This window comes from Gluconobacter oxydans (assembly GCF_006539685.1).
Taxonomy (GTDB): Bacteria; Pseudomonadota; Alphaproteobacteria; order Acetobacterales; family Acetobacteraceae; genus Gluconobacter; species Gluconobacter oxydans.
The window spans coordinates 1-24,846 of sequence record NZ_BJNM01000020.1 but is presented as its reverse complement, the minus strand read 5'-3'; the positions used below and the strand labels follow the sequence as shown (position 1 = coordinate 24,846).

The 24,846-nt window shown below is 61.5% G+C and carries 23 protein-coding genes; 11 read left to right on the top strand and 12 right to left on the bottom strand.

The features are described 5' to 3' along the window. Window positions 1–60 precede the first annotated feature (60 nt). The 3 genes from GOX01_RS09255 to ileS form a co-directional block, all read right to left on the bottom strand. Window positions 61–633 (bottom strand): DUF3035 domain-containing protein, encoded by a 573-nt coding sequence (locus tag GOX01_RS09255; protein WP_011252804.1) that lies wholly within the window; start codon window positions 631–633, stop codon window positions 61–63. Window positions 634–698: 65 nt separating this feature from the next. Continuing rightward, complete coding sequence (gene lspA, locus GOX01_RS09250) at window positions 699–1,211, bottom strand: signal peptidase II (protein ID WP_011252803.1); 513 nt, start codon at window positions 1,209–1,211, stop codon at window positions 699–701. Then, window positions 1,211–4,069, bottom strand: coding sequence for an isoleucine--tRNA ligase (ileS, locus tag GOX01_RS09245; RefSeq protein ID WP_024717035.1), 2,859 nt, complete (start codon window positions 4,067–4,069; stop codon window positions 1,211–1,213). The genes lspA and ileS overlap by 1 nt, the downstream gene beginning before the upstream one ends. A gap of 179 nt (window positions 4,070–4,248) precedes the next feature. Here ileS and GOX01_RS09240 point away from each other — a divergent pair, with 179 nt between their 5' ends. Next, window positions 4,249–5,220 carry a TraB/GumN family protein gene (locus GOX01_RS09240; RefSeq protein ID WP_255314066.1) on the top strand — a complete coding sequence of 324 codons (972 nt, stop codon included), beginning with the start codon at window positions 4,249–4,251 and terminating at the stop codon, window positions 5,218–5,220. Next, window positions 5,220–6,014, top strand: a complete 795-nt coding sequence (locus tag GOX01_RS09235) for a tetratricopeptide repeat protein (protein ID WP_011252800.1) — start codon at window positions 5,220–5,222, stop codon at window positions 6,012–6,014. The genes GOX01_RS09240 and GOX01_RS09235 overlap by 1 nt, the downstream gene beginning before the upstream one ends. Here GOX01_RS09235 and GOX01_RS09230 read toward each other — a convergent pair. From GOX01_RS09230 to GOX01_RS09195, 8 genes are all read right to left on the bottom strand, one after another. After that, a complete protein-coding gene (locus tag GOX01_RS09230) occupies window positions 5,992–8,391 on the bottom strand; it encodes a TonB-dependent receptor (protein WP_011252799.1) in 2,400 nt (799 codons plus the stop codon). The two genes, GOX01_RS09235 and GOX01_RS09230, sit on opposite strands and share 23 nt — an antisense overlap. A 211-nt stretch (window positions 8,392–8,602) precedes the next feature. Next, a complete protein-coding gene (locus GOX01_RS09225) occupies window positions 8,603–9,526 on the bottom strand; it encodes a bifunctional riboflavin kinase/FAD synthetase (RefSeq protein WP_011252798.1) in 924 nt (307 codons plus the stop codon). Next, on the bottom strand, window positions 9,523–10,206 hold the full coding sequence (gene mtnC / locus GOX01_RS09220) for an acireductone synthase (protein WP_011252797.1): 684 nt from the start codon (window positions 10,204–10,206) through the stop codon (window positions 9,523–9,525). Before mtnC ends, GOX01_RS09225 begins: the two co-directional genes overlap by 4 nt. A gap of 9 nt (window positions 10,207–10,215) precedes the next feature. Continuing rightward, window positions 10,216–10,782: a 1,2-dihydroxy-3-keto-5-methylthiopentene dioxygenase gene (locus GOX01_RS09215; RefSeq protein ID WP_011252796.1), complete on the bottom strand. Its 567-nt coding sequence runs from the start codon at window positions 10,780–10,782 to the stop codon at window positions 10,216–10,218. A gap of 2 nt (window positions 10,783–10,784) precedes the next feature. After that, the gene (locus GOX01_RS09210; protein ID WP_011252795.1) at window positions 10,785–11,411 is read right to left on the bottom strand and encodes a methylthioribulose 1-phosphate dehydratase; all 627 of its coding nucleotides are present in this window, start codon (window positions 11,409–11,411) and stop codon (window positions 10,785–10,787) included. Beyond that, the gene (locus GOX01_RS09205) at window positions 11,411–11,665 is read right to left on the bottom strand and encodes a twin-arginine translocase TatA/TatE family subunit (protein WP_062269472.1); all 255 of its coding nucleotides are present in this window, start codon (window positions 11,663–11,665) and stop codon (window positions 11,411–11,413) included. Before GOX01_RS09205 ends, GOX01_RS09210 begins: the two co-directional genes overlap by 1 nt. 70 nt (window positions 11,666–11,735) lie before the next feature. Continuing rightward, window positions 11,736–12,224 carry a CHAP domain-containing protein gene (locus GOX01_RS09200; RefSeq protein WP_011252793.1) on the bottom strand — a complete coding sequence of 163 codons (489 nt, stop codon included), beginning with the start codon at window positions 12,222–12,224 and terminating at the stop codon, window positions 11,736–11,738. A 2-nt stretch (window positions 12,225–12,226) separates the two neighbouring features. Next, window positions 12,227–12,841 carry a regulatory protein RecX gene (locus GOX01_RS09195; RefSeq protein WP_011252792.1) on the bottom strand — a complete coding sequence of 205 codons (615 nt, stop codon included), beginning with the start codon at window positions 12,839–12,841 and terminating at the stop codon, window positions 12,227–12,229. A gap of 66 nt (window positions 12,842–12,907) precedes the next feature. Between GOX01_RS09195 and GOX01_RS09190 the strand changes: the two genes are divergently transcribed. The 9 genes from GOX01_RS09190 (at window position 12,908) to GOX01_RS09150 (ending at window position 23,462) form a co-directional block, all read left to right on the top strand. Then, window positions 12,908–14,485 carry a D-aminopeptidase gene (locus GOX01_RS09190; protein WP_011252791.1) on the top strand — a complete coding sequence of 526 codons (1,578 nt, stop codon included), beginning with the start codon at window positions 12,908–12,910 and terminating at the stop codon, window positions 14,483–14,485. A 168-nt stretch (window positions 14,486–14,653) separates the two neighbouring features. Continuing rightward, complete coding sequence (locus GOX01_RS09185) at window positions 14,654–15,850, top strand: aspartate aminotransferase family protein (protein ID WP_024717033.1); 1,197 nt, start codon at window positions 14,654–14,656, stop codon at window positions 15,848–15,850. After that, the gene (gene argF / locus GOX01_RS09180) at window positions 15,772–16,800 is read left to right on the top strand and encodes an ornithine carbamoyltransferase (RefSeq protein ID WP_228119282.1); all 1,029 of its coding nucleotides are present in this window, start codon (window positions 15,772–15,774) and stop codon (window positions 16,798–16,800) included. The genes GOX01_RS09185 and argF overlap by 79 nt, the downstream gene beginning before the upstream one ends. After that, a complete protein-coding gene (hslO, locus tag GOX01_RS09175; RefSeq protein ID WP_011252788.1) occupies window positions 16,800–17,729 on the top strand; it encodes an Hsp33 family molecular chaperone HslO in 930 nt (309 codons plus the stop codon). The genes argF and hslO overlap by 1 nt, the downstream gene beginning before the upstream one ends. Next, complete coding sequence (locus GOX01_RS09170) at window positions 17,726–18,685, top strand: hypothetical protein (RefSeq protein ID WP_011252787.1); 960 nt, start codon at window positions 17,726–17,728, stop codon at window positions 18,683–18,685. Before hslO ends, GOX01_RS09170 begins: the two co-directional genes overlap by 4 nt. Before the next feature lie 19 nt (window positions 18,686–18,704). Beyond that, the gene (locus GOX01_RS09165) at window positions 18,705–19,523 is read left to right on the top strand and encodes a RodZ family helix-turn-helix domain-containing protein (RefSeq protein ID WP_011252786.1); all 819 of its coding nucleotides are present in this window, start codon (window positions 18,705–18,707) and stop codon (window positions 19,521–19,523) included. A 138-nt stretch (window positions 19,524–19,661) separates the two neighbouring features. Continuing rightward, complete coding sequence (locus tag GOX01_RS09160; protein WP_011252785.1) at window positions 19,662–20,372, top strand: gluconate 2-dehydrogenase subunit 3 family protein; 711 nt, start codon at window positions 19,662–19,664, stop codon at window positions 20,370–20,372. 1 nt (window position 20,373) lies between these two features. Beyond that, window positions 20,374–22,152 (top strand): GMC family oxidoreductase, encoded by a 1,779-nt coding sequence (locus tag GOX01_RS09155; RefSeq protein ID WP_011252784.1) that lies wholly within the window; start codon window positions 20,374–20,376, stop codon window positions 22,150–22,152. Then, a complete protein-coding gene (locus GOX01_RS09150; protein WP_011252783.1) occupies window positions 22,149–23,462 on the top strand; it encodes a cytochrome c in 1,314 nt (437 codons plus the stop codon). Before GOX01_RS09155 ends, GOX01_RS09150 begins: the two co-directional genes overlap by 4 nt. An 8-nt stretch (window positions 23,463–23,470) precedes the next feature. On the opposite strand, the gene GOX01_RS09145 is transcribed toward GOX01_RS09150, so the two are convergent. Next, window positions 23,471–24,727: a glycine-rich domain-containing protein gene (locus GOX01_RS09145; protein WP_011252782.1), complete on the bottom strand. Its 1,257-nt coding sequence runs from the start codon at window positions 24,725–24,727 to the stop codon at window positions 23,471–23,473. Window positions 24,728–24,846: the final 119 nt, after the last annotated feature.

Sequence of the window (24,846 nt, the reverse complement as noted above, 5' to 3'; positions counted from 1 at the left end):
GGACGGCAGACAGGGCCGTCCCGTCCACCCAATCAGGGGGCAGTCGGGACGGAGGGTACTTCAGAGAACGCCGAGGAAGGCCTTCTTCTTTCTGACGGTCGGGGTCGCACCCGTTGCGGGATTGCGGCCCAGGGCCGAGTTCTCGCGGATGCGGCGGTTTTCGGCGTCACCATCGACGACGGAACCGGCATTGCCGCCCTTCCAGAACATCAGGTTGTCCACGAAACCGGCATCGGCCGCGCCAAGCTCGGCGTTGTTCGGTGCGCTGGCGGACTTGTCCACCTGTCCGACCAGTGCGGTCTGGCCGGTGCTGCCCTTGCCGGAATCCGGATGCAGGGCCGTGTCCGGTGACAGGGTTTCGAGTGCCTGCATCCGCGGGCTTTCGTCCGGGCGATGGGCATCGGCGGCACCGGGGAGCTGCATCTGCTCGGAAGGCGGCATGGAGAGCGGGGCGCGGGTCGTGACGGTGTACTCGTCGGGCATGGCCCGTTCGAGACCGATCGCGCGTGAGACATCGGCGCCCGAGCAGCCCGAAAGCAGCAGGCCGACGGAAGCCATGGCACCCATCTGGACACTGAGACGGGCAACGGAAAGACGGTTACGGCGCATGGAGGGCCCCTGGGACGCGATCATGATGCAACACTCCTACAGTCCGCGCGACGCGGGGGCAAGCCATTGGAACAAGTTCCGCAATCGCATCACTTGGCAGCGGCCTGACGTTCCGCAAGCAGGGAGTCGATCAGCCAGACGATGACGCCGCAGACGATCCCTGAATCCGCGATATTGAAGACATACCATGACCAGCCGAATGCATGGGCGTGCAGGAAATCCACAACCGCCCCATAGCGCAGGCGGTCAATGACATTGCCGATGGCGCCACCGGCAATCGCCCCACAGGACGCCGCCACGAGCGTGCGCTTCGTGCGGGTCAGGGTCCAGACAAGAAGCCCCACGGCGATCAGGGAAACCGCGCAGAAAATCCATGGCCCGCGGCTGCCGAGGCCGCCGAACATGCCGAACGTCACGGCATGGTTCCAGACCATCGTGAAATTCAGGAACGGCAGGATCTCGACCGATCCCCGGTCCGGCAGATGGTAAACATAGAGGATCCAGTCCTTGCTGGCCTGATCCAGAACGAGGACCAGAACCAGCAGGGCAAACCCCAGAACCATGCGGCCTGTCCGGCTCATCCCCTCATGCCACAGGGACATCAGGCACTCACCACGTCGATGCAGCGACGGCACAGGGCCGGATGCTCGGTGTTCTCGCCAACTTCAGGCAGGACCTTCCAGCAGCGGGCACATTTATGGCCCGGCGCACGCTCGACCTGCGGGCCGCCATGAGCCGTGTCACCCGGCAGCAGCTCGGTTTCGGCATGGGAGGTGATGAGCAGTTCGGCCCAGTCCAGCCCGCCGAAGATCCCGGCCTCTTCCTGCGAAAGTGGCAGCGTAACGCTGGCTTCGAGCGAAGAGCCGATCGTGCCGTCACGGCGGGCCGTTTCCAGCTCGGTCGTGATCAGACGGCGATAGGCGCGGATGTCTTCCCAGCGGTTGCCGAGTTCCGGGTCGTTCCACTCAGCTTCCGGTTCGAAGAACTGTGCGAGATGCACGCTGTCGTCCTCGCCGAAGCGGGCCTGCCAGGCTTCCTCGGCCGTGAAGACGAGGACGGGCGCCAGCCAAGTGCAGAGCGCGCGATGCAGGGCGTCCAGCACCGTGCGGGCTGCACGGCGCGTCGGGTCAGACGGGGCGTCGCAGTAGATCGCGTCCTTGCGGATGTCGAAATAGAAGGCCGAGAGATCAGTGGTGCAGAAGCCGTGCAGTGCCGGGTAGACACCAACCCACTGATGCGTCTCGACCGCACTGGCGATCAGGCCGCGCAGTTCCGTCAGGCGGTGCAGGATGTACTGCTCCAGCGGCGGCAGATCGGCGTAGGACACGGCTTCTTCGGGCGTGAAGCCATCCAGCGCACCGAGCAGCCAGCGCAGGGTGTTGCGCAGGCGGCGATAGAGTTCGCCCTGCTGCTTGAGGATGTCCTGTCCGATGCGAAGGTCTTCGTTCGTGTCGGAGTTCAGGACCCACAGACGCAGGATATCGGCGCCGAGGCTTTCGGTCACGTCTGACGGCGCCACGACATTGCCCAGAGACTTGGACATTTTGCGGCCCTGCTCGTCCATGACGAAACCGTTGGTCACAAGCGCCTTGTAGGGCGCGACCCCCATCGTCCCCACGCTTTCCAGCAGGGAGGACTGGAACCAGCCGCGATGCTGGTCGGAGCCTTCAAGATAAAGATCTGCCGGGAAGTTCAGGCCTTCCTGCCCCAGATCGAAGCGATGCGTGGAGCCGCTCTCGAACCAGACGTCCACGATGTCGAAAACCTGTTCGTAATCGGCGGGATTCCGGCCTTCCCCAAGGAACAGCGACGGGTCGGCTTCGTACCAGATATCCGCTCCCTTTTCGCGAAAAGCCTCGACAATACGCTGCATGACAGCCGCATCGCGCAGTACTTCACCGGTGCGCTTCTCAACGAAAACCGCGATCGGCACGCCCCAGGCGCGCTGGCGGGAGATGCACCAGTCGGGGCGCTGCTCGATCATGGAGGTCAGGCGACGGCGGGCGGCTTCGGGGACGAAGGTGACGTTATCCAGTGCGCTCAGGGATTTTTCGCGCAGCTTCGTCTCGCCATCCATTGCGATGAACCACTGCGGCGTGGCGCGGAAGATGATCGGCGCCTTGGAGCGCCAGGAATGCGGATAGGAATGACGGACCGTTCCGCGGGCCATCAGGCCGGTGGCGGGGGCGTCGTCATGTTCGGCGGACTGGCGGGCTTCGGTCAGCAGGTCGCAGACCGGATCGGCCGCCTTGAAGACGTGGATGCCGGCCAGATGCGGAACCCACGGGGCATAGCGGCCGTCGTCCTGCACAAGTTCGGGGACTTCGATGCCGTACTGACGGCAGAGCATGAAGTCGTCCTGACCGTGGGACGGCGCCATGTGGACAAGGCCCGTACCGGCATCGGTCGTGACGAAATCGCCCGGCAGCATCGGCACGTCATACTCATAGCCACGGCCACGCAGCGGATGAGCGCAGACCGCGCCTTCAAGCCCGTTGCCTGGCAGCGTGTAGAGGATGTGATGCGCCGTAATGCCCGTCTCCGTGCAGAAGGCGTCCACACGATCCTCGGCCACCAGCAGCTTGGCACCCTGCGGAACCACGCTGTTCTCGTTCGTCTCATCGACGCGCAGGACGACATAGGTGATGTCCGGACCATAGGCGAGCGCGCGGTTCGCCGGAATGGTCCAGGGCGTGGTCGTCCAGATGACGGCCGACACACCGTTCAGGGCGTGGGCGGGCGTCGGATCCTTGATGATCGGGAAGGCCACGAAGATCGTCGTGGAGTCGATGTCGTGATATTCGATCTCGGCTTCGGCCAGGGCCGTCTTCTCGACCGGGCTCCACATGACGGGGCGCAGGCCACGATAGAGGCTGCCATTGAGCAGGAACTTGCCGATTTCGTCGACGATCTTGGCTTCGGAGCTGAAGTCCATCGTCACATAGCGGTTTGCCCATTCGGCCTGAACGCCAATGCGCTTGAAGTCCTCGGCCTGCTTCTGCACCCATTGGGCGGCGTACTGGCGGCATTCGGCGCGGAACTGGAGCAGGGGCACCTGATCCTTGTCCTTGCCGGCCTTGCGATACTGCTCCTCGATCCGCCATTCGATCGGCAGGCCGTGGCAGTCCCAGCCCGGAAGATAGCGGACTTCATACCCCGACATGCGATGGGCACGGTTGATGACGTCCTTCATCACCTTGTTCAGGGCGTGTCCGATGTGAATGTGGCCGTTGGCGTAGGGCGGTCCGTCATGAAGCGTGAAGACGGGACGTCCCTTCCCGGCCTCGCGGATCTTTTCGTCCAGTCCTGTCGCGGCCCAGCGGGCGAGCGTTTCAGGCTCGCGCTTGGGCAGGCCGCCGCGCATCGGAAAACCGGTGCGGGGGAGGAACACGGTATCGCGGTAGCGGTCCTGCTGTTCCTTGAAGGCGGCAACGGAAGGATCGGGAGTCTTATCGGACATGAGGGACGAGCCAGTTTCGGTCATTCACACAAAGGGTGGGTTATATGGAGATCGCGAGCCAATCCGGTCAAGTCCGCGTTAAGGGCGGCAGCAATGCAGGGCTGCCCCAAAGCGGGTTGCCGGGACGGCGGGACTCGCGGATGATGGGCGATATGGCGCTTTTTTCAGAAGGCAGAACCGTGAACGCACTTCGTCTCTTCCAGTCTGTTGCAGGAGCCGTTCTGGGTGTCTGTACGGGGTTCAGCATGGCCGCACACGCGCAGGCGCCCCGTTGCCCGGCAGCGGCAAGCGTGCCGGACAAGGCCCGGATGGCACAGATGTTCCAGACGGCACCGGACCGGGGCTTCCTGTGGAAAGTGACGAAGGACGGTCACTCCTCCTGGCTGTATGGGACGCTGCATGTCGCAAAACAGGACTGGCTGCTGCCCGGCCCGCTGACACGCGCCGCGATCCTGCACAGCAGCGAGGTCGCCCTTGAGCTTGATCTGAACGCCCCGGACACGGCCACCACGCTGCGCCAGTCGGAAGATCCGGCCCGATGGGCGCATCTCGTGCAGTCGGGGCGCAAGGCGAAAGTGGATGCGCTTATGGACCAGCAATGTGTGCCCAGCGCGGCATTTGCGCATGTGGCGGTTGGCGTGGAAGCGGCAGGCGTCGAATCCCTGGCGTCACGCCAGGACGGATATTATCCGGACTATGCCGTGGATGGCGTTCTGCAGGGCATGGCGGGCAGTCTGAAAAAGCCATTGATCGGGCTGGAGACGGTGCAGATGCAGCGGGACCTGCTGATTGGACCGGACGCTGAGGATGAGGATGCGTTCATCGATGACATCGTCAAGGGCGTGTCGTCCGGCAAGACGCAGGCCGAAAACCAGCGTCTGGCGGAGATGTGGGCCTCAAGCGACGTGAAACGGCTGGATCGTTATCAGGACTGGTGCGACTGCCTGAATACCGCGCAGGAGCGACGCTTCATGACGCGGCTTCTGGATGATCGGAATGTCGGCATGGCGCAGAAAATCGAGAAGATCCATGAGAGCGGGACATCGCTGTTCGCGGCCGTGGGCTCCCTGCACATGGCGGGGCCGAAGGGGCTGCCCGCCCTGCTCCGCAGGGACGGGTTTGAAGTCCAGCAGATCGTACCCGCACTCTGATGAAACGGATCGTTCAGAAATTCCTGGGCCGCAAAGTGCCCACGCGCCGTCCCGAGCCCCCTGCCCTGCCACCGCAGATCGAGGAAATCAGGCAGGGCGCGCTCAAGGGACAGCATCTTCAGATCGTACAGTGGGGACAGGTGCTGCTGGACAGCGTGTATGTTCCGCGTGATCCGGTGGCAGCGCTGGACTGGTTCACGATCGCGGCCAATGCCGGGTTCGGCCCGGGACACAACATGCGTGGACGGTGTTTCCAGTTCGGCTGGGGCTGCGAAAAGGATCTTCAACTGGCCGCGCGCTGTTATGAAGCTGCTGCTGCGGCTGGAGACGAATGGGGCCGGTACAATCTGGGCATCCTGACCATGCGCGGGATTGGCATGGAGACAGATCTGGCGCGGGCGCTGGACCTGTTCCGGACAGCGGTAAATAACGGCCATGCGAAATCCATGAATCTGTATGCGCGGTTTCTGGAAGAGGGATGGGTTGTGCCGCAGGATCGGGGCGCGGCGCTGGACTGGTATCGGAAATCAGCGGAAGGCGGCGATTACCGGGGGCAGCACAACCATGCCACGGCGCTTGTGGATGCCGGGAAGATCGATGAGGCGCTGGGCTGGTGGCGCCAGGCTGTCGTAGATGCGACGTCCGACATTCTGCTGGCGATGGATCAGAAGCTGACGGCGCTGGGGCCAAAAGGTGATGCGGACCTGCTGGAACGGGTGCGCGAACGCCTGAAGGAGATGGGAATTTCTCCGTCAGGCGCGGCGGTTTCGGTCAGTAATTCGCCGAAAGGTTGAAGAGGAAGGAGCGGCCGACAGCTGGGGTGGCACGGTCGCTGAACAGGTTGCTGTAGTTCAGACGGTTGTCGAGGTTGTAGCCGTTCATGGCGACGCGCCAGTGCTTGCCGAAATTGTGGGAAATCACGGCATCCCATTCCACGGTGGCGGGCACGGCCGCTGTGTTGGTGGCGTTCAGGTAGACACCATCACGCCAGGTCAGACCACCACCGAACGTGACGTTCCACGGGCGGTTCGGCGCGATCGTGTAGGTGGACCAGATGGTAGCGGAATTCTTCGGCGCGTACTGGATGCGCTTGCCGACATCAGCCGCCGTCAGGGACGAGACGGTTGTGGCGTCATAATAGGCGTAGGTGCCGATCATGGTCCAGTTCTTCAGGATTTCGCCCGAAACGCTGAGTTCAACGCCCTGGTTACGCTGACGATCACTGGACGAAGACACATCCCCCGTCGAAGGGTCGGTCATGAGGGCGTTGCCCTTTTCCATACGGAACACGGACGCCGTAAAGCCCATGCGGCCGTGAAAGGCGTTATACTTCGCCCCCAGTTCGTAAAGACTGCTACGTTCGGGGCTGAAACCCTGCGTCGTGGATTTCAGGGGTTCGGAGCTGTTCGTCACATACAGGCCCAGCGGCGTAGTGGACTGGGCCCAGTTGAAATAGACCATGATGTTGCTGTTGGGCGTGTACATCAGGCTGACGGTCGGATTGAACGTATCCTGTGTCTGTCCGTAAGACACGCCGGCGCCGGCCGTTCCGCCATTGGCGGAGTAGTGGCTGTCCCAGTGATCCCAGCGGAAACCGCCACGGATCGAGAACCAGGGTGCCAGCCACATCTGTTCGGAGAAGAACGCGCCGACATCGGTGGCATCGCCCGTCTTGTACATGGCATGACCGACACCGGAGATGTTCACGAGATTTCCGCTGTACTGACCCAGCGATCCGAGCAGGAGACCCGGCTGGGTGGCGGACGGGTGGAGCAGGCTTGTCGTGTCAGTTTTCGTGCCGTTCTGCCCGTTGAAATTGTAGGCGTAGTTCGTGCGACGGTCATAGACATGCGAGATATCGACACCGGCGATCATCTGGTGACGGATGCTGCCGGTCGAGAACTTCGCGATGCCTGAGAACACATCCTGCACGGACCAGTCGTTCTGCTGATAGGGCTCCGGACCGCCCAGATGGCCACGCCGGTTGATGGTCGCCGCTTCAGGATCGGTGAAATACTCGGTAGCGCAGGTCGTATCGCAGCCCGGTTGTGATGCGGAGAAGTACCGGCTGTACATGCCACCGCGCGCATCGTTGTAGAACGTGATGTTCTTGTTCAGGTCGAATTTCAGGCGCGCCGTCAGCATGTCCACATTCGACGCATCCTGATCATAGGTCGTGCCGTACCAGTTGTTGCGGTTCAGGCCATATTCCGTCAGTGGCTTTGCAATGCTCGTTCCCGGCTTGGTGACGACCGGCACACCATAATCCGGCACGCGGTTGTCCGTCTGGTGGAAATATTCCAGCGTGAAGGTCGTGCGCTTGCCCAGACCGAAGGCGATGGACGGGGCAATACCCCAGCGATGGGAAAAGACATTGTCGCGGCCGACCGTGTTGTTCTCGTTGCCCATGCCCGTGATGCGGATGGCCGTGGAGTCACCGATCTGCTTGTTGAAATCGAGCGTGCCGCGATAATAGGCGCCCGACCCACCTGAGAAGCCGCCGCTGTAGCTGTCCCCGAGATGCGCGACCTTGGTGGTGATGTTAATGGCGCCACCCGTTGTGCCATTGCCGAAGACTTCCGAAGACGGTCCTTTGATGACCGAAACGTGGTCGTAATTGAAACTGTCGCGGGTATAGACGCCAAAATCGCGCAGGCCGTTCTCATAGATGTCGTTCTGCGCCTGGAAACCGCGGATCAGGAACTGGTCCCCCGCCATGCCGCCCTCGCCTTCACCGACCGACGCGGTAATGCCCGGCACGTTGCGCAGGGCCTCGTCGAGCGATTTGACGTTCTGCTGTTCCATCAGGAGCTTGGGCACGACGTTGATCGTCTGCGGCGTATGCATGACGTCTTCGGGCATCCGGCCAATGCCGATGGGGGTCTGTAAGGTGTTCATCGGAGATCCGATGACCTGCAGATGTTCGGTTTCCTCAGGCGTTGCGACGATGCTGTTGTCCGTCGTTTTTAGAGCAGACCCCGATGTAGGAGCTTTCGGCGGAAGGGCCTTGGGCGTCTGGGCGCTAGCTGCGTCGTTTTTGGAAACCGGGTGACGACGGGCCTTGTGATGATGCCCGGTGTCGCCCTGTGCGTGTGCGGCGGAACAGACGAGCGTCAGTCCTGCGGCAAGAGATAGCGGACCCAGAGGGTGGCGGGGTGTTCTGGACGACATCGGATCACGATCCTGCAAACGAAAACGGATGCTGTCCTTAAAGAGTTAATGCGACTAATTCTCAATACAGATTCAGCAACATTGCGAAAGATTCTCATTCTCCATGTCGAAGCGTGGCATAAATGACACAGAACGATACGTAACAAAAACCCCCTTTCCCGGACCGAAAAAGGGGGTTTGACGGCGCTGAAAAAGGGAAAAACCGGGGACGTCAGGCGTTCAGGATGGACCGGGCCTGCGCAGCATCTGCGGCGATCTGGGTCTTGAGTTCGTCCAGACCGGAGAACCGCTTTTCCTCACGCAGCAGGGCGATCAGGGCGACACTGAGAATCTGGCCGTACAGGTCCTCGTTGAAATCAAAGAGATGGACTTCGAGCCGGCTTTCCTGACCATCATTGATGGTCGGACGGCGGCCGATATTGGCGACGCCGGGAATGACGCGGCCATCGGGCAGCGTGACGCGCGCGGCATAGACGCCGCGTGCGGGCTCGACATGCTGGGTCAGGGGGATGTTGGCAGTCGGGAAACCGAGGAGGCGTCCGCGCTGGTCTCCGTGCATGACGGGACCAGTGATGCTCCAGGGACGGCCAAGTTCCTGCGCCGCGCGTTCGGGATAACCTTCCTGCAGCAGGCGACGGATGCGGCTTGAAGAGATCGGACCGCCCTCATCGGAAAGCTGGGGCACGATGGTCAGCCCGATTCCATGGGGTGCCAGAAGGGTTTCAAGGCGCTCGATATTGCCGGTGCGACGGTGGCCGAACGCGAAATCCGCCCCGCAGGCCACATGCGCCACGCCAAGGCCGTTGACCAGAACATCGTTCACGAACTGCTCGGAGCTCAGACGGGAAAACTCCGCATCGAACGGAATCTGGAAGACATGATCCACGCCCTGCTCGCCAAGAGCGGCGGCACGGACATCCGGCAGCATCAGGCGGAACGGCGGATCCTGCGGTCGGAACAGCGTGCGGGGATGGGGATCGAACGTGACGACCGAAAGCGGATGATCGGGACGCGCCATCCGCAGCGTGTCGAGCAGATGGACATGCCCGCGATGCACACCGTCGAAATTGCCCAGGGCCGCAACCGTATTGCGCGCAGCGGCAGGAATATTGCGCCAGTCCGTATGCAGGATCATGCGACGGGCAGGCCGAACTGGGTGGAGACGGCGTTCAGGTCCGGCGCCTGCGGCACGCCCGGATGGGGAACGGTGCCGTCCTGCTCACGGACAAGCTGGCAGACGCTCAGCCCTGCCCTCTGGGCGGCATCAAGCTCGGCGCCGATATCGGACAGAAACAGGATTTCGTCTGCGGGCAGACCGACAGCGGCTGTAATCTTTTCATAGGAGGCCGCGTCTTTTTTTCCGCCGGTCGAAAGATCGAAGAAATCCTCGAACAGCGGCGTGAGGTCACCCTGCGCCGTGTGACCGTAAAGCAGCTTTTGCGACGGGATGGAGCCGGACGAGTAGACGGCCAGACGCAGACCGCCTTTCGACCAAGCCTTCAGGGCGGGCGGGACATCCGGATACAGATCGGCCTGAAGGGTTCCATCCTCAAAGCCCTGACGCCAGGTCAGGCCCTGAAGTGTCTTGAGGGGAGCAGCCTTTACATCCGCCTTCATCCAGTCCTGACAGACCTTCAGCGGGTCCTGCCCCGGATGCTCCATGACGATATCTGCACGGGCGCCCACAACTATCGGGTTCGTATGGTCCTGCATCAGGGCCGGAAGAGCCTTCGCGGCATAGGGGAACATGACGTCCCGTACGAAAGAGATCGGCAGGGTTGTGCCCTCGATATCAAGCAGGACGAGACGGATCATGGGGGACTTTCAGGAGTTGCCGGAGGCTTCGACAGGCACTTCGGCCGGAAAACGGTTGGCAATGTCATCGCCGGTATACTGCGCGATCCATCCGGTCGTATCGGTAAAGACGCGCAGGGCCACGACATCCGGCGACGGCCCGGCGTCGAACCAATGCGGAATGCCTGCGGGAACGGAGATCAGGTCGCCTTGTGTGCACAGGACGGAATAGACGCGCCCGCGGATATGCAGGACGAACGCCCCCTGCCCGTGCACGAAGAAGCGGACTTCGTCTTCGCTGTGAGTGTGCTCGGACAGGAATTTTTTCCGAAGCTCGGGAAGGTTCGGCGTGGACGCGTTGATCCGCACCACGTCTGCGCTGCCAGCACCCGTCTCACCCATCAGCGTATCGAGATAGGGACGATAGGCGTCCAGCACCTCTTCCGCCGGCGCGTCGGGCGCCGGTGTAATGGGGGCGGACCAGCGGTCAAAGCGGATGTTGTGGGGACGCAGGGTCTCTGCGATCTCGCCGGGCGTGGTGACGTCCAGCAGAATCGTATCGGGAGCATCGTCGCGATAGACGGTCAGACGGCTCATGATCAGGCCTTCTTCTGCAGACGGGCCAGTTCGCAGGCCAGCAGGAACTCGAGCCCTTCGAGACGGGCCAGGGCCGTGAACATGTCCTTGCCCCAGACATACACGCCATGGCCGCGGATCAGGTAACCAAGGCGCATGTCCGAGAGCTTTGGTGCGACGACCGTGGCCAGACGCGCGATGTCCTGATCGTTATGAAACAGGGGCAGTTCGAGGCTGGTATCGTGGGTCGTCTGGCCCTCGAACACCTTGAGGACCTCATAGCCTGCCAGCGTGATCGCGTCGGAGGGTTCATCCATGGACAGGATGGTCGCAGCCACGGAGTGACCATGCAGCACGGCCCCGATTGCGGGATCATGGGCATAAAGCTGCGTGTGCAGAAGCGTTTCCGCGCTGGCACGGTTTGCGGGGTCGACCGGAACACCATCGGGGGTAATCTCGATGACGTCGCTGTCCGTCAGAAAACCCTTGTGGCCACCCGAGCGCGTGATCGCGATGCGACCGTCCGGCAGGCGACAGGAGAGGTTCCCCGCCGTGGCCGGAACCCAGCCGCGCTGGTCCATTCGCTGGCCAGCCTGCACGATCTGACGGCAGGCATTGCCCCAGCTTTCATCAACCTTGAGGTTCTGCATCAGACCTGGTTGCGGTGCGTTTCGCTGCTGGTCGTCTGGCTGTAGCCGGGATTCTGGTTCGGCGGAGAGATGTGACCCGGAGCCTGCGTGGCATCCGTCGCGATCATGGATTCATCGTCGGCCATGTTCTTCTTGAAGGACTTGATGCCCTTCGCGAAGTCTCCCATCAGGCCGCTGATCTTGCCACCGCCGCCAAACACGACGAGCAGGACGACCGCCAGGATCAGCCAGTGAACGGGGCTCATGCTGCCCATAATGTATTACTCCGAAAAGCCAAGGCCACCATCATGTGGCAAGGCTTGGGCGATTGTGCAAGCGTTCCTCTCAGGAAGCGTCGTCACTGTCGTGCGATGAAATGAAGCCATAGGTCGGATAAGCGCGCTTTCCGAGGCTGTGGACAGGAGCCCACCAGACGCGCACCAGCGTCCAGTCATTGCGGGCGGAAACATCCGTCACGGGGACAGCTCGGTCGATGCGGCCGGGCTCCCAGTTGGCATGGTCAACGAGGATCGTGCGGTCCGAAACCTGCCGGCGCACGATGGAAACATGGCCGCTGGGCACGCGGGACGTGGCGCGGAAGACCAGGACTTCTCCGGGTCGGGGCGTATGGGTATGGGCATAGCGCCCGGCGGACTGTCCCCACCATGAGGCGGCGCTTCCGCTCAGTTTCAGGCCGGTGCGCTCGCGGGCGTAGGGTGCGCATTGCAGCGGGCCGTTGAAGCTGGCACGGCTGTATTCATAGCGGTTGCCGCAGGCCGCGAGGACGACCAGAAGGCCCAGCGGCAGACAGCGGAAAAAACGGGGCATCATCATTTTCAGAGACTGCGGAAAGCGATGATGCGGTCTTCCGCCTCATCGGAGTCCATGTCGAGCACGCTCTGCGCGACATCACGGGAGAAACCGTTGCGGGCAAAGACGCCCAGTGCCTTGAGCGGATCTTCCTCTTCGCGGTCGGGTCTCTGGAACGGGCCAAGGCGGCGCTTGCGGGCCAGAACGAGGGCGGCGGCGAGCTCTGCTTCCTGCGCGCTGCTGTCCGAGCGTTCGCCGAGCGAGTCGTTAAGGGCTTCGCGGGTCGTGTCCTGATCCACGCCCTTGTTGGCAAGATGGGCTTCAACCGCCCGGCGGGAGCGTCCGGTCCGGGTCAGGCTGAGTGCGCGGTTGCGGGCATAGCCGGCATCATCCACTGCACCGAGATCGGTCATGGATGCGACAATTCCGTCGATGGCGGGGCGCAGGGACGCAATAGCGGATTCGATGTCTTCGTTCGGCAGACCCGCCCGGGAAGCGCGTACGCCCCAGCGACGCAGGCGGCGGTCCAGCACCTGACGCAGGCCCTGTTCGGTTGTAGCGAAGCGGGCGAGATGCGCCAGCGCCGCTTCACGCAGGGACGCTGCATCCGGAACGGGTGGCGGGGCGGGACTGTCCTCCATAATGCTTCGGAGTATGCGGCGTGAAAGGCATTTACGGCAAGACGCCTTGGAGCCATCATTCCGTCCATGAGCGATTCATTTTCTGCCCGTCTTGAAGCGGCCGTCTCCGCCCTCCCTGCCCGCTTTCCCGGTCCCGGCGGGGCCGTGGCCGTTCTGAAGGACGGAGAGGTTCTGGTCCGGCATGGGTGGGGCTATGCGAATGTGGAACGTCGCATTCCGTTCACACCGTCCACGCTGTTCCGCATGTGCTCCATCACCAAGCAGTTCACCTGCGGAACGCTGCTGGACCTGTATGACGATCCGTCCGAACTGGACGCGGATGTGGATGCACGCCTGCCACAGCTTGATGAACCCTCACCGGGAATGCTGCATCTGGCGCATAACCAGTCCGGCCTGCGGGATTACTGGGCGGTGGCGATGCTGCATGGCGCGCCCATCGAAGGATATTTCGGCGACCGGGAGGCACGACGCGTCATTGACGGGACGCGGACGCTCCAGTTCCAGCCGGGCACATCCTATTCCTATGTGAACCAGAATTTCCGGCTGATTTCCGACATTCTTCAGGACCGGACGGGGCGCAGCTTCGCCGAACTGCTCCAGACGTCGATTTTCAATCCTGTCGGCATGGAACGCGCAATCCTTGCCGCCGAAACACGTGCCATGCCGGATGGAACGGTGGGCTACGAAGGAAGCGTGGAGAGCGGTTTCCGCCCGGCCATCAACAACATCTGGTGGACGGGCGATGCGGGACTCGGCGCTTCGCTGGATGACATGATCGCCTGGGAGCGCTTCATTGACGAGACGCGCGACGCTCCGGACAGTCTTTACCGGCGCCTGACCGTTCCGGTAACATTCAGCGACGGGCAACCCGCGCCTTACGGGTTCGGGCTGCAACGGACAAAGATGTTCGGCCGGGACGTCACGATGCATGGGGGCGCACTGCGCGGCTGGAGGTCCCATCGGCTGCATGTCGCGTCCGAGCGTCTGTCCGTCGTTGTAATGTTCAATCACATGAGTGCGGCGCAGGTTGCCTCGGCGCAGATCCTGGCCGCGGCTCTGGGTGTGCCCTACGAGCCCGAGCGCAGCACGCAGCAGCCGACGGCACTGTATGGCACCTATCTGGAACGGGAGACGGGGCTTTCGGCCCGAATCGAACCCGCGCCCGGTGGAGCGAAGCTGCGCTATCTGATGGTGCCGGAGCTTCTGGAAGGCATTTCAGCCACGCGCGCCGAGGCGGGATCGGTCGTCGTGAAAGCGCAGGAGACTGCAGAGGGCGCGGAAGCCGTGATGGAACGTCCGGGCGAGAACCGCACCAGCATCCTCGCCCGCTGTGATGAGACGCCCGGCGAGGATATTGCCGAACTGGCCGGTGTCTATCGCTGCGAGGAACTGGACGAGGCCGAAGTGACCATCGAACTGGCTGGCGGCGTGGTTTATGGCGGTTTCTCTGGAATCCTGGGCGATGGCCGGATGGAAATGCTCCAGCGCCTGGCAAAGGATGTCTGGGTTCTGCCCTGCCCCCGGGCGCTGGATCATACGGCACCCGGAGACTGGACACTGGCATTCGAGCGTCAGGGCGGCAGCGTGACGGCGGTGCGGGTCGGGTGCTGGCTGGCGCGGGATCTGATGTATCAGCGGGTCTGATCTGCCGGGTTAACCGGGACATTCTGTTGCGTCGGGGTTTGACGGAACCCCTTTCTGCCCTTCACTATGAGGGTGTGGAACTTGAAGCCCTGCTCCGGGCAACCAGAGCAGGGTTTTGCGATTCCGCACAAACCGTTTCGTTTTCAACCAGATATTCAGAGATCCATCATGATCCCCGCGCTGATGCCGAATTACAAACGTGCCGACCTTGCTTTCGAGCAGGGCGAAGGCGTCTGGCTGACGGCGACGAACGGGCGACGATATCTGGATTTCGGGGCCGGTATTGCCGTGACCTCGCTGGGACATGCTCATCCGAAGCTTGTGAAGACCATTGCGGAACAGGCCGCGAAGGTCATGCATGTCTCGAACCTGTACCGGATCCCCCAGGCCGAGAAGCTGGCGGAACTGCTGGTGCAGAACACGTTTGCGGACTCGGTGCTGTTCTGCAATTCGGGTGCCGAGGCCAATGAAGGCATGGTCAAGATGATCCGCCGTGCCCAGTTCGAAAACGGGCATCCGGAGCGGACCAACATTCTGTGCTTCGACGGGGCATTCCACGGCCGGACGCTGGCCATGATCTCGGCGACGGGCAATCCCGCCTATCAGAAGGGCTTTGGTCCTGTGGTGGAGGGCTTCGACCATGCGCCGTTCAACAATACCAATACTCTGCGTGACGCCATCACGCCGCACACGGCGGGTATCGTCGTCGAACCCGTTCAGGGGGAGAGCGGCATCAAGCCCGCAACCCGTGAATTCATGGAAGGACTTCGCGCCGTCTGTGATGAATTCGGGCTGTATCTGGGCTTTGATGAGGTCCAGACCGGCGTTGGCCGGACAGGCAAGCTGTTTGCACATGAATGGTATGGCGTCCGTCCGGACGTGATTTCCGTGGCCAAGGGGATCGGTGGCGGCTTCCCGCTCGGCGCCGTCCTTGCGACGGAAGAGCTGGCGCGGCATCTGACCCCGGGCTCACACGGGACGACCTTTGGCGGCAATCCGCTGGCCTGTGCGGCGGGTGTGACCGTTCTGGAAGAAATCCTGAGCCCCGGTTTTCTGGAGCATGTCCGGAGCGTCGGCGACGCATTCGGGAAGATGCTGGAAGATGTGGTTAGCCGGTCTGAAGGTGTTTTCGACAATGTCCGCGGGATTGGACTGATGCGGGGTCTGCACTGCGTGCCGCCTGTCGCGGACGTCATGCAGGCCGTACTGAATCAGGAGCTTCTGACGGTCAGTGCCGGGGACAACGTGCTGCGCCTCGTCCCGCCACTGGTCGTGACGGAAGCCGAATGCCGCGAAGCCTGCGAAAGGCTCGTGAAGGCGGCTCACTCCCTGAAAACCCCTACAACGCAGGAGAACGCATCGTGAGCACCACAGCAGCAACCCTCACTCCGAGACATTTCCTGGATCTGCGGGATTTCAGCCCCGAGGTCATCCGGCAGATCATCGACCTTTCGGCGAAGGTCAAGGCTCTGCAGAACGGCCGCCGCCAGCCCCTGCATCCGGATCGTCCGCTGGAAGGCCGCAGTCTCGGCCTGATCCTTGCCCAGCCTTCAACACGCACCCGCGTGTCGTTCGAGGTGGGGATGGGACAGCTTGGCGGGTCGGTTTCGGTCCTCTCGCCGGGCGACATGCAGCTTGGCCGTGGCGAGACGGTGGCGGACACGGCCCGTGTCCTGTCGCGTTTTCTGGACGTGATCGTGCTGCGGACCGGCAATGATGCCAATCTGCGCGAACTGGCGAAGTGGAGTTCGGTGCCGGTCATCAATGGCCTGACGCCGGTTTCCCATCCGATCCAGATTCTTGCGGGTGTCCTGACATTCGAGGAACATCGCGGGCCGATCCGCGGCAAAACGCTGGCCTGGATCGGGGATGGCAACAACGTCGCTACTTCCCTGATGGAAGGCGCGGCCCTTCTCGGCTTCAATGTCCGCCTGGCAACGCCGGAAGGCTTTGCTCCCAACCCCGATGCCGTGGCGTGGGCACGGGCTCATGGCGCGACAATCGAGATTTTCCGGGACCCTGCAGAAGCTGTGGCCGGGGCTGATGCAGTACTGACGGATACCTGGGTCAGCATGGGAGACAAGGACCGCGAAAAGCGGCTCAAGGTGTTCCAGCCCTATCAGGTTGATGGAGCCCTGATGGCAAACGCTGCGCCCGATGCCCTGTTCCTTCACTGCCTGCCTGCCCATATCGGAGAGGAAGTGACGTCCGAGGTCTTTGAAGGCCCGGCGTCCGTCGTCTTTGATGAGGCGGAAAACCGCCTTCACACGCAGAAGGGCCTGCTGCTCTGGGCCCTGGGGAAAGAAAACGGCTGATGGATACACCCCCCTTTCTTGATACGAACCGGCCTGAAGTTCCGAACATGGTCGTTTCGGGCGGTGTCATGCCGTTCTATCTGGAACGTTCGCCGGTTCGGGGTCGTCTGGTGCGGCTCGGACCACTGGCGGATGCCATCCTGTCGCGTCACGACAATCCCGATGCCGTCTCCCGGCTTGGCGGCGAGGCTCTGGCACTCGTAGCCGCCATGGTTTCGGCCCTGAAGTTCAAAGGTGCCTTTTCCCTTCAGGTCAAGGGCGATGGGCCGGTTTCCATGCTGGTGGCGGATGCGACGGATAGCGGGGATCTGCGGTTTTTCGCGCGTCTGCGTGAAGACGCCGATCGCGATGCACTGCCCGGAACCGCCAAGGAGCTTCTGGGCGACGGCTACATGGCCTTCACCATCGACCAGGGGCCGGACATGGACCGGCATCAGGGCATCGTGGACCTGACGGGCACGACGCTCGCCGATATGGCGATGAACTATTTCCAGACCAGCGAGCAGCATGACTGCTGGATCCGGCTGTTCTGTGCGAAATCGCCTGACGGCTGGAAGGCCGGTGCACTGGTTCTGGAGCGTATTGCGGCCGAAGGCGGCATCGAGACCACCGAACAGGACGAAGATGCGTGGGAAACCGCCTGCGCGCTGGCCGACACAGTGACGGAACAGGAAGTCCTTGATCCGGACCTGTCGAACGAGCGGCTGATCCATCGGCTTTTTGGTACGCTGGATGTCCGTCTGGGCACTCCACGCGCGCTGGCTTATGGCTGCCGATGCAACCGGGCAAGGCTCGCATCCGTTCTGGAAACATTCCCCGATGACGACCTCGACCACATGGTCGAAAATGGCGCCATCACGATGAACTGTGAATTCTGCAACGTGGGTTTCCGATTCACGCGCGATGAACTTGGAGCACGCTCTGCATGACTCTGCCCCTGCTTGATGACGTAAAGCTCGATGGCTTTCCGGTCGAGCAGCTTTATCCCGGCTGGGCGCCCCTCAACCGGGCGCCGGTCGCGGATGATTTCAGCGTTGTGGTGTTTACTGAAGCAAGCACCAGCCGGCAGGCATGCTGGTGGCTTGAAGGCGAAAATTATCGTGCCAGCCATGTTCTGGCGCTGGATCCCTCCTTGCGGAAACGCCTTCTGACCGCCATGGATCCGGTATTCTGGCCGCTGGCATCAGGAGTGCTGGGCTCTCCCCTGCCCGACCAGACCGGACCATCCTGCGACAGCCTGCCCGAAATTGCCGTGAACGAGCTGGCCGGTTCGTGGCTTGAAGGATACGCACCGCATACGCTCCTTCTGCCATCAGGCCATGCAGATAGCGGTGAGGCACTACCATGTCCGAATGGCCGCAAAATCGGCGCAAACCGGATAACGGCCCTGCTGGCTGCCCAACGCGGAAACGGTCCGCTGATCGTTTCTTCGCCCTTCACAGCGCTCCCTTTGCTGGCACAGATCACGTTCGAAACGGGCCCTCTGAGTGTCAGCCGTTTTCAGGAAGCCGATACGGTTTTCTACCTGATCTGGAACAACGTTCTTCCGGCCCTTCGCCCCTCTTTCTATTATCCCGATGCCCCGCTGCTCATCAGTGATGATCCGGGCGGCGCGATGATCCCGGGGATGATCCTGAGCTGGTATGCGCGCCATCCCGAACATGCTGCGCTGATCCGCGAGGCGCGCCCCTTCAGGGCCGAGGATTTCGGCGTCGGACAGGCGTCCGGCCTGCGCCCGAAACCCTCAGACGAAAATTCCCCGCCCCCACCGGCTGCGCCAGCTCCCTCGCCGCTCCCAGTGGAACAACCGGCTTCTGCTACCCCCCCTCACGCGTCTAGACAGGGGCTGAAAAGTCGACTCAAGTCCCTTTTCGGTCGTCTGTAGCGCCTTCAGGAGACAGGATATGCGCGTACGTTACTGGACTGGTCTGAGTGCTTTGGTGCTGTCCCTTGGCATGGCGGCATGCTCCGATGGAGATGCGGACCAGACCTTTCCTCCGCTTGATTACAGCTATCTGTCCCAGATCCATCTGAACGTGGCCTCCATTAACGTGCAGGATGAAGCTCCCGCTGCGCCGGACTCACTATCGGCAAAGGCCCCTGTTGCGCCGGACCAGGCTCTGAAGGCCATGGCAAACCAGCGTCTGGTAGCCAGCGGAACCTCCGGCAAGGCCGACTTCATCATCAAGCAGGCCTATCTGAACCGGGCAGGCGATAACGTGGTGACCGGCGCCATGGACGTACAACTCAACGTCGCGGATGCCGGCAACCAGCATACCGGCTTTGTCCATGCGCGCATCACCCACAAGCTGGATGCGGGAGACCGGGATCCGACCTCGCGCAAGGAACTCTATACCCTTACCAGCCAGATGATGCAGGACATGAACGTGGAACTGGAATTCCAGATCCGCAAGAAGCTCCTCTCCTGGATGACGGATGCTGCCGGAACTCCGCTCGTCAATGGCGGTATCCAGCAGCAGACACTTGGAGCACCTGGAACAGAACCAGTGGCCGCCCCGACAACGCCGGCACTTTCTTCTACCGAGACTGCCCCGGGATCAGCCACGTCCGAAAAAGCCGCAGTACCCGCCGCCACTCCGAGCGCACCAGACGCCATTTTCCCCACAGGATCCGACACCGAGGCGACAACGACAGCCACCCAGCACTCGCCCCAGCCCGGAATACTGAAGCTTCCCTCAACAGACAGCACTGAAACGCACTGATTCACGCCTCTCGTCATGTTGTGATGAGCACATGTCTGGTGAACTGCGCCTGCCTTCGTTAGGGAGAGAGCATCCCTTTTGTAAAATAACCGTTTCCAGATTTTCTGTCATTTCTGGTTCTACTGTCCGGAGAAACCTGTGCCCCCCATGGAACCGACACTGAACCGTCCGCTCCGCCGCAGTTTCGTGAAGGGGCTTCTTGGGACCACATCATTCTGGATGGCTTCGGGAAATGCCTCATGGACAGCAGCGCTGGCGGCTGAGGCAGCCCAGCCCTATCTGCCCACCTTTTTCGATGCGATGGAATACCGGTTTATAGAGGCAGCCAGCGAGCGCCTCTTTCCTGTTGACGATAACGGACCGGGCGCAAAAGCGCTGGGGGTAGCGGAATTCATCGACCGTCAGATGCAGACCCCTTATGCCCGGGGTGAAAACTGGTACATGTCCGGCCCCTTCCAGCAGGGACCGGCCAATCTGGGGTATCAGCTCCCATTTGTCCCGCGCGACCTGTATCGCAAGGGCATCGCAGGCGTTGAGCACTACACCCGACAACATTACGGCAAAGGCTTTGCAGACCTCCCGCCGGTGCAGCAGGATGAAATCCTGACGGCGCTGGAAGGGGGATCGGTCCAGCTAGACGAAGTCCCTGGACGCGTCTTTTTCGAACAGCTCCGGACCAATACACTTGAAGGCGCCTTCGCCGATCCGCTTTACGGCGGCAACCGGGGACTTGGCGGCTGGACCATGCTGGGTTTCCCTGGCGCCAGGGCGGATTTCATGGACTGGGTCAATCAGGAAGGCGCTCCCTATCCCCTCGCGCCGGTCTCCATTTCAGGGGAGACCGCTTAAGATGGGCAGGACGCATGTCGATGCAGTCATCGTCGGCGCTGGCTGGGCCGGTTCGATCATGGCTAAGGAACTGACCGAAGCCGGACTGTCAGTCATCATGCTGGAACGTGGCCCCGAGCGGACGACGCCCGTCGAAGGCGCCTATCCGGAATCGATTGATGAACTGCGCGGCGCCGTGCGCAAGCGCCTTTTCCAGAACCTGTCCCAGTCCACGGTGACGATCCGCAATACGATGGATCAGACGGCACTCCCTTACCGTCAACTCGCAGCCTTTCTGCCCGGAGAAGGCGTGGGCGGCGCAGGACTGCACTGGTCGGGTGTGCATTTTCGCGTTGCCCCCGAAGATCTGAGACTGCGGAGCTCCGTGATCGAACGCTACGGTGAGAAATTCATTCCCGAAGGCATGAACCTTCAGGATTATGGCGTCACCTATGAAGAACTCGAACCGTTTTTCGACAAGGCGGAAAAGGTCTTTGGCACGTCTGGGGAAGCGTACAAGGTTCAGGGGAAAATCGTCGGAAACGGAAATGTTTTTTCTCCGGATCGTTCTGATAATTTTCCACTCCCAGCCATGAAAGACACCTTTTCAGCATCGATCTTCCGCGATGCTGCAAAAAATGCAGGCTATCATCCCTACGCCCTGCCTGCTGCCAACGCATCACGACAATACACCAATACCTATGGCTGTCAGATGGGGCCATGCAATTTCTGTGGTTATTGCAGCGGCTATGACTGCTACCTGTATTCCAAGGCCTCGCCCAACGTGAATATCCTGCCCGCATTGCGGCAGGACCCAGGATTTACCCTTATCCCGAATGCCCATGTCCTGCGGGTCGATCTCGACAGCACAAAAACAAAAGCAACCGGGGTGACCTATCTGGATACGAAGACCCGGAAAGAAACCTCGCTTTCTGCTGATCTGGTGATCCTGGGAGCGTTCCAGTTCAACAATGTTCATCTGATGCTGGTGTCCGGAATTGGAAAACCTTACGATCCGGTCAGCAATACCGGGACAGTCGGACGCAATTTTGTCTATCAGACCATTACATCCTCGCGCGTCTGGCTCCCCTCTTCAACCTACACCAACCAGTTCGTCGGGGCCGGCGGGGCCGGTGTCGCCATTGACGATTTCAACAGCATGAATTTCGACCATGGGCCGCTTGGTTTTGTGGGGGGATCGCCTGTCTGGGTCAATCAGGCGGGTGTGAAACCGATCGCCGCCGCTATAGGCGCCGGTGGTGGCGGAACACCACGATGGGGCTCTGCCTACAAGAACGCCCTGATCAATACCTACAAGCATTCGCTGGGTATTGATGCCCATGGAAGCAATATGGCGTATCGGGATGTCTATCTTGATCTCGATCCGACATGGAAAGATGTTTACGGGCAGCCACTGCTTCGCATGACCTTCACGTGGAAAGACAATGATATCCGCATGAACCAGTATGTCGTCAGCAGGATCGAGCCCATCGCCCGCGCGATGGGGGCAACAAAGATGAATCTGGTTCATCTCAATGCCGGGCAGCCCTTTGACACCCGCAATTATCAGACTACCCATCTGGGAGGCGGCGCCATCATGGGAGACAATCCCCAGACAAGTGCGCTCAACCGCTATCTTCAGAGCTGGGATGTGTCGAATGTCTTTGTCATCGGATCGAACGCTTTCCCGCAGGGAATGGGCTATAATCCAACGGGAATGGTGGCCGCTCTGGCCTACTGGGCCGCACATCACATCCGGACGACCTACCTGAAGTCCCCTGGCCCTCTGGTGAAAGCATGAAGTGGCCGCTGGTCATCGCCTGCTTTCTGGGGATGGGTCTCACAGCAGAAGCCACAGCGCAGGACTCTGACAAAGCCATTGTAGAAAAGGGACGCTATCTGGCCGCAGCGTCCGACTGCGCTGCCTGTCATTCCGTTCATGGCAAACCGGAGTATTCCGGAGGTGTATCATTTTCCCTTCCAATGGGAAAAATCTATTCCACCAATATCACTCCAGATCCCGATCACGGGATCGGCCGCTATACGGAAGCCCAGTTCGGACAGGCGTTGCGACAAGGCATCCGCCGGGATGGCTCGACACTTTATCCTGCCATGCCCTTTCCGTCCTACGCCCGACTGACAGATAGCGATATCCACGCTCTTTTTGTCTATTTCAGGGACGGCGTTAAAGCTGTGCCGGTTTCAGCGCCCAGGAACGAAATTCCCTGGCCACTTTCCATTCGCTGGCCCCTGACATTCTGGCGCTGGGCCTTTGCTCCCACGCCCCATAAGGCAATCACCAGCACGGCAGGAGAGTTCACCGATCCACTCCTTGCACGAGGCGCCTATCTCGTGGAAGGCCCAGCTCACTGCGGCGCCTGCCATTCCCCGCGCGCCATCACAATGCAGGAAAAAGCCCTGATTGCGCATGACGGCAGCCTTTATCTGGCTGGCGGTGCGCCCGTAGATGGCTGGACGCCCCCATCACTTCGCCAGGAAAACCGAACCGGACTGGGCCGCTGGAGCGAGGAAGACATCGTTTCATTCCTCAGGACCGGCCGCTCGAATCCCGGCAGCGTTTTCGGCTCCATGACCTCGGCCGTTCTGCACGGCACACAGAAACTGACCGACAACGACCTGCACGCCATCGCACATTATCTCAAAAGTCTGCCACCCGCCGACCGGACACAGACGCCATGGACGTATGATCCCACGATCACCGACCAGCTTCACAAAGCGGATCTGTCCTCACGCGGCGCCCGCATCTATGTCGACCGGTGTGCAGCCTGTCACAGGACTGATGGAAAAGGCTATCCCGCCGTCTTTCCGCCTTTGGCTGGCAATTCTGTCATGATGCAGAGCGATCCTGTGTCTCTCGTTCACATCGTCCAGAAGGGCGCGAGCCTTCCTGCCATGACAGCCGCGCCCTCTTCCATCACGATGCCCGCTTTCAGTCACAAACTGACCGATCAGCAGATTGCCGATGTCGTGACTTTCATCCGCCATGCCTGGGGCAACAACGCCTCTCCTGTTTCAGCAGAAGACGTCAGACAGTTCAGCAAGACCATGCCCCCACCAGATATGGCAGATGATGCGGTCTCACTGAACTGAACGCCGCCTCAGGGCAGGAAGCGGTACAGCACACAGCCCTGAAACCCGGTGCCACCACTGGAAGACACGCCCTCAGCCGTTGCCGAGTAAGAACCGCCACCACCTGCGCCGTACCGCGTTGCAAGGCGCCCCCCCTGGTTGCCACAACGTCCCGCACCTCCCCAAGGGCCATCCCCACCATATCCGGAGAACGTGTAGGCGTTGCACTGCCCGTCCCCACCAGAGGTTCCGCTCTGGTTCCAGATCGTGCCGCCAGAAGCATTGCCGCCCACACCGCCCGCAGATCCGGTCGTGGAATAAAAGGTTCCGCCCTGTCCACCTTCGGCCTGCAGGAGCGTCTGCCCGTTGTAACTCACCAGGGAAGTCCCGCCCGTCTGCTCGGACCCACCGCCACTTCCGACGGTAATCGCCAGACCATTTCCCTGCGTGGGGCTGACCGCGTAGATACCCCAGGCATCTCCCCCACCGCCGCCACCGGCACCAGAAAACGCACCGGCAGTCGTCATCGACTGAGAAGCAGCCCCACCGCCGCCACCGCCAATAACGCGCAGTTCCACCCGGGATGCCCATGCCGGAACGGAGACCGAGCCATTCACAGTCACCAGCGTCATGGGTTCCGTGCAGGCCTTGAGAAGAGCCTGCGTTGCCAGTTCCGGGATGGTCGGCCAGAAAACCTGTCCCGGCTGAACCGTCACACCTGACAGGCTGTTTGCTCCCTGTGGAACCGCAATCGTGTAAAGCGCCACAACACATCCACCCGTGGGAGCGGAAGGCGGATTGGCAGCGGCCACCAGAGAAATCACACCTGCCCGGCGCACCGGCAGCGCGCCACCGTCATTCTGGATTCCTGCCTGCGTCTGCGACGGATTGCTGGCATTGAAAAATGGCAGCACGGTCGGATCAGCATCCTGCTCAGAGCAGACTGCATAAACGGTATAGGTGTTGCCGCTCCCCGGAAGCGTAACGGTCTGCGATGTCGTGCTGATATACTGGCATGTGAGAGCCGTTGTATCCGCCGCAAGCCCCCCGCCATTGCCGCCCAGACTGCTGGCGTCCATGACGCCCGGCGCCAGGATCGAACCCGCCTCGACCGTCAGGCTCAGATCGCTGGAGGATGCAGAATATCCCAGTCCGGACGCCGCCATGACATTCGGACCGTACAGCATGGACGCCAGGTTTCCGAAAGCGGCCTTGGTATAACGCCCGGCCCGCAGAATATCCGTGTCGAGCGGGATGGATCCCGCATAAACGATTGCCCGGTCCATTAATTTTCCACCTTGATCCAGCCGGTAACGCCCATGGCCGCCGTCTGATCGACGGCACGGCAGACTGTCGCCAGATCTGCGGCCTTTCCCAGCTGTGTTTCTACAAAGAACTGACCACC

What these genes read in the sequence shown, in the direction of transcription:
- GOX01_RS09255 (WP_011252804.1), bottom strand. Translation starts at nt 633, where the DNA reads ATGATCGCGTCCCAGGGGCCCTCCATGCGCCGTAACCGTCTTTCCGTT.
- lspA (WP_011252803.1), bottom strand. Translation starts at nt 1,211, where the DNA reads ATGTCCCTGTGGCATGAGGGGATGAGCCGGACAGGCCGCATGGTTCTG.
- ileS (WP_024717035.1), bottom strand. Translation starts at nt 4,069, where the DNA reads ATGTCCGATAAGACTCCCGATCCTTCCGTTGCCGCCTTCAAGGAACAG.
- GOX01_RS09235 (WP_011252800.1), top strand. Translation starts at nt 5,220, where the DNA reads ATGAAACGGATCGTTCAGAAATTCCTGGGCCGCAAAGTGCCCACGCGC.
- GOX01_RS09230 (WP_011252799.1), bottom strand. Translation starts at nt 8,391, where the DNA reads ATGTCGTCCAGAACACCCCGCCACCCTCTGGGTCCGCTATCTCTTGCC.
- GOX01_RS09225 (WP_011252798.1), bottom strand. Translation starts at nt 9,526, where the DNA reads ATGATCCTGCATACGGACTGGCGCAATATTCCTGCCGCTGCGCGCAAT.
- mtnC (WP_011252797.1), bottom strand. Translation starts at nt 10,206, where the DNA reads ATGATCCGTCTCGTCCTGCTTGATATCGAGGGCACAACCCTGCCGATC.
- GOX01_RS09215 (WP_011252796.1), bottom strand. Translation starts at nt 10,782, where the DNA reads ATGAGCCGTCTGACCGTCTATCGCGACGATGCTCCCGATACGATTCTG.
- GOX01_RS09210 (WP_011252795.1), bottom strand. Translation starts at nt 11,411, where the DNA reads ATGCAGAACCTCAAGGTTGATGAAAGCTGGGGCAATGCCTGCCGTCAG.
- GOX01_RS09205 (WP_062269472.1), bottom strand. Translation starts at nt 11,665, where the DNA reads ATGGGCAGCATGAGCCCCGTTCACTGGCTGATCCTGGCGGTCGTCCTG.
- GOX01_RS09200 (WP_011252793.1), bottom strand. Translation starts at nt 12,224, where the DNA reads ATGATGATGCCCCGTTTTTTCCGCTGTCTGCCGCTGGGCCTTCTGGTC.
- GOX01_RS09195 (WP_011252792.1), bottom strand. Translation starts at nt 12,841, where the DNA reads ATGGAGGACAGTCCCGCCCCGCCACCCGTTCCGGATGCAGCGTCCCTG.
- GOX01_RS09190 (WP_011252791.1), top strand. Translation starts at nt 12,908, where the DNA reads ATGAGCGATTCATTTTCTGCCCGTCTTGAAGCGGCCGTCTCCGCCCTC.
- GOX01_RS09185 (WP_024717033.1), top strand. Translation starts at nt 14,654, where the DNA reads ATGATCCCCGCGCTGATGCCGAATTACAAACGTGCCGACCTTGCTTTC.
- argF (WP_228119282.1), top strand. Translation starts at nt 15,772, where the DNA reads ATGCCGCGAAGCCTGCGAAAGGCTCGTGAAGGCGGCTCACTCCCTGAA.
- hslO (WP_011252788.1), top strand. Translation starts at nt 16,800, where the DNA reads ATGGATACACCCCCCTTTCTTGATACGAACCGGCCTGAAGTTCCGAAC.
- GOX01_RS09170 (WP_011252787.1), top strand. Translation starts at nt 17,726, where the DNA reads ATGACTCTGCCCCTGCTTGATGACGTAAAGCTCGATGGCTTTCCGGTC.
- GOX01_RS09165 (WP_011252786.1), top strand. Translation starts at nt 18,705, where the DNA reads ATGCGCGTACGTTACTGGACTGGTCTGAGTGCTTTGGTGCTGTCCCTT.
- GOX01_RS09155 (WP_011252784.1), top strand. Translation starts at nt 20,374, where the DNA reads ATGGGCAGGACGCATGTCGATGCAGTCATCGTCGGCGCTGGCTGGGCC.
- GOX01_RS09150 (WP_011252783.1), top strand. Translation starts at nt 22,149, where the DNA reads ATGAAGTGGCCGCTGGTCATCGCCTGCTTTCTGGGGATGGGTCTCACA.
- GOX01_RS09145 (WP_011252782.1), bottom strand. Translation starts at nt 24,727, where the DNA reads ATGGACCGGGCAATCGTTTATGCGGGATCCATCCCGCTCGACACGGAT.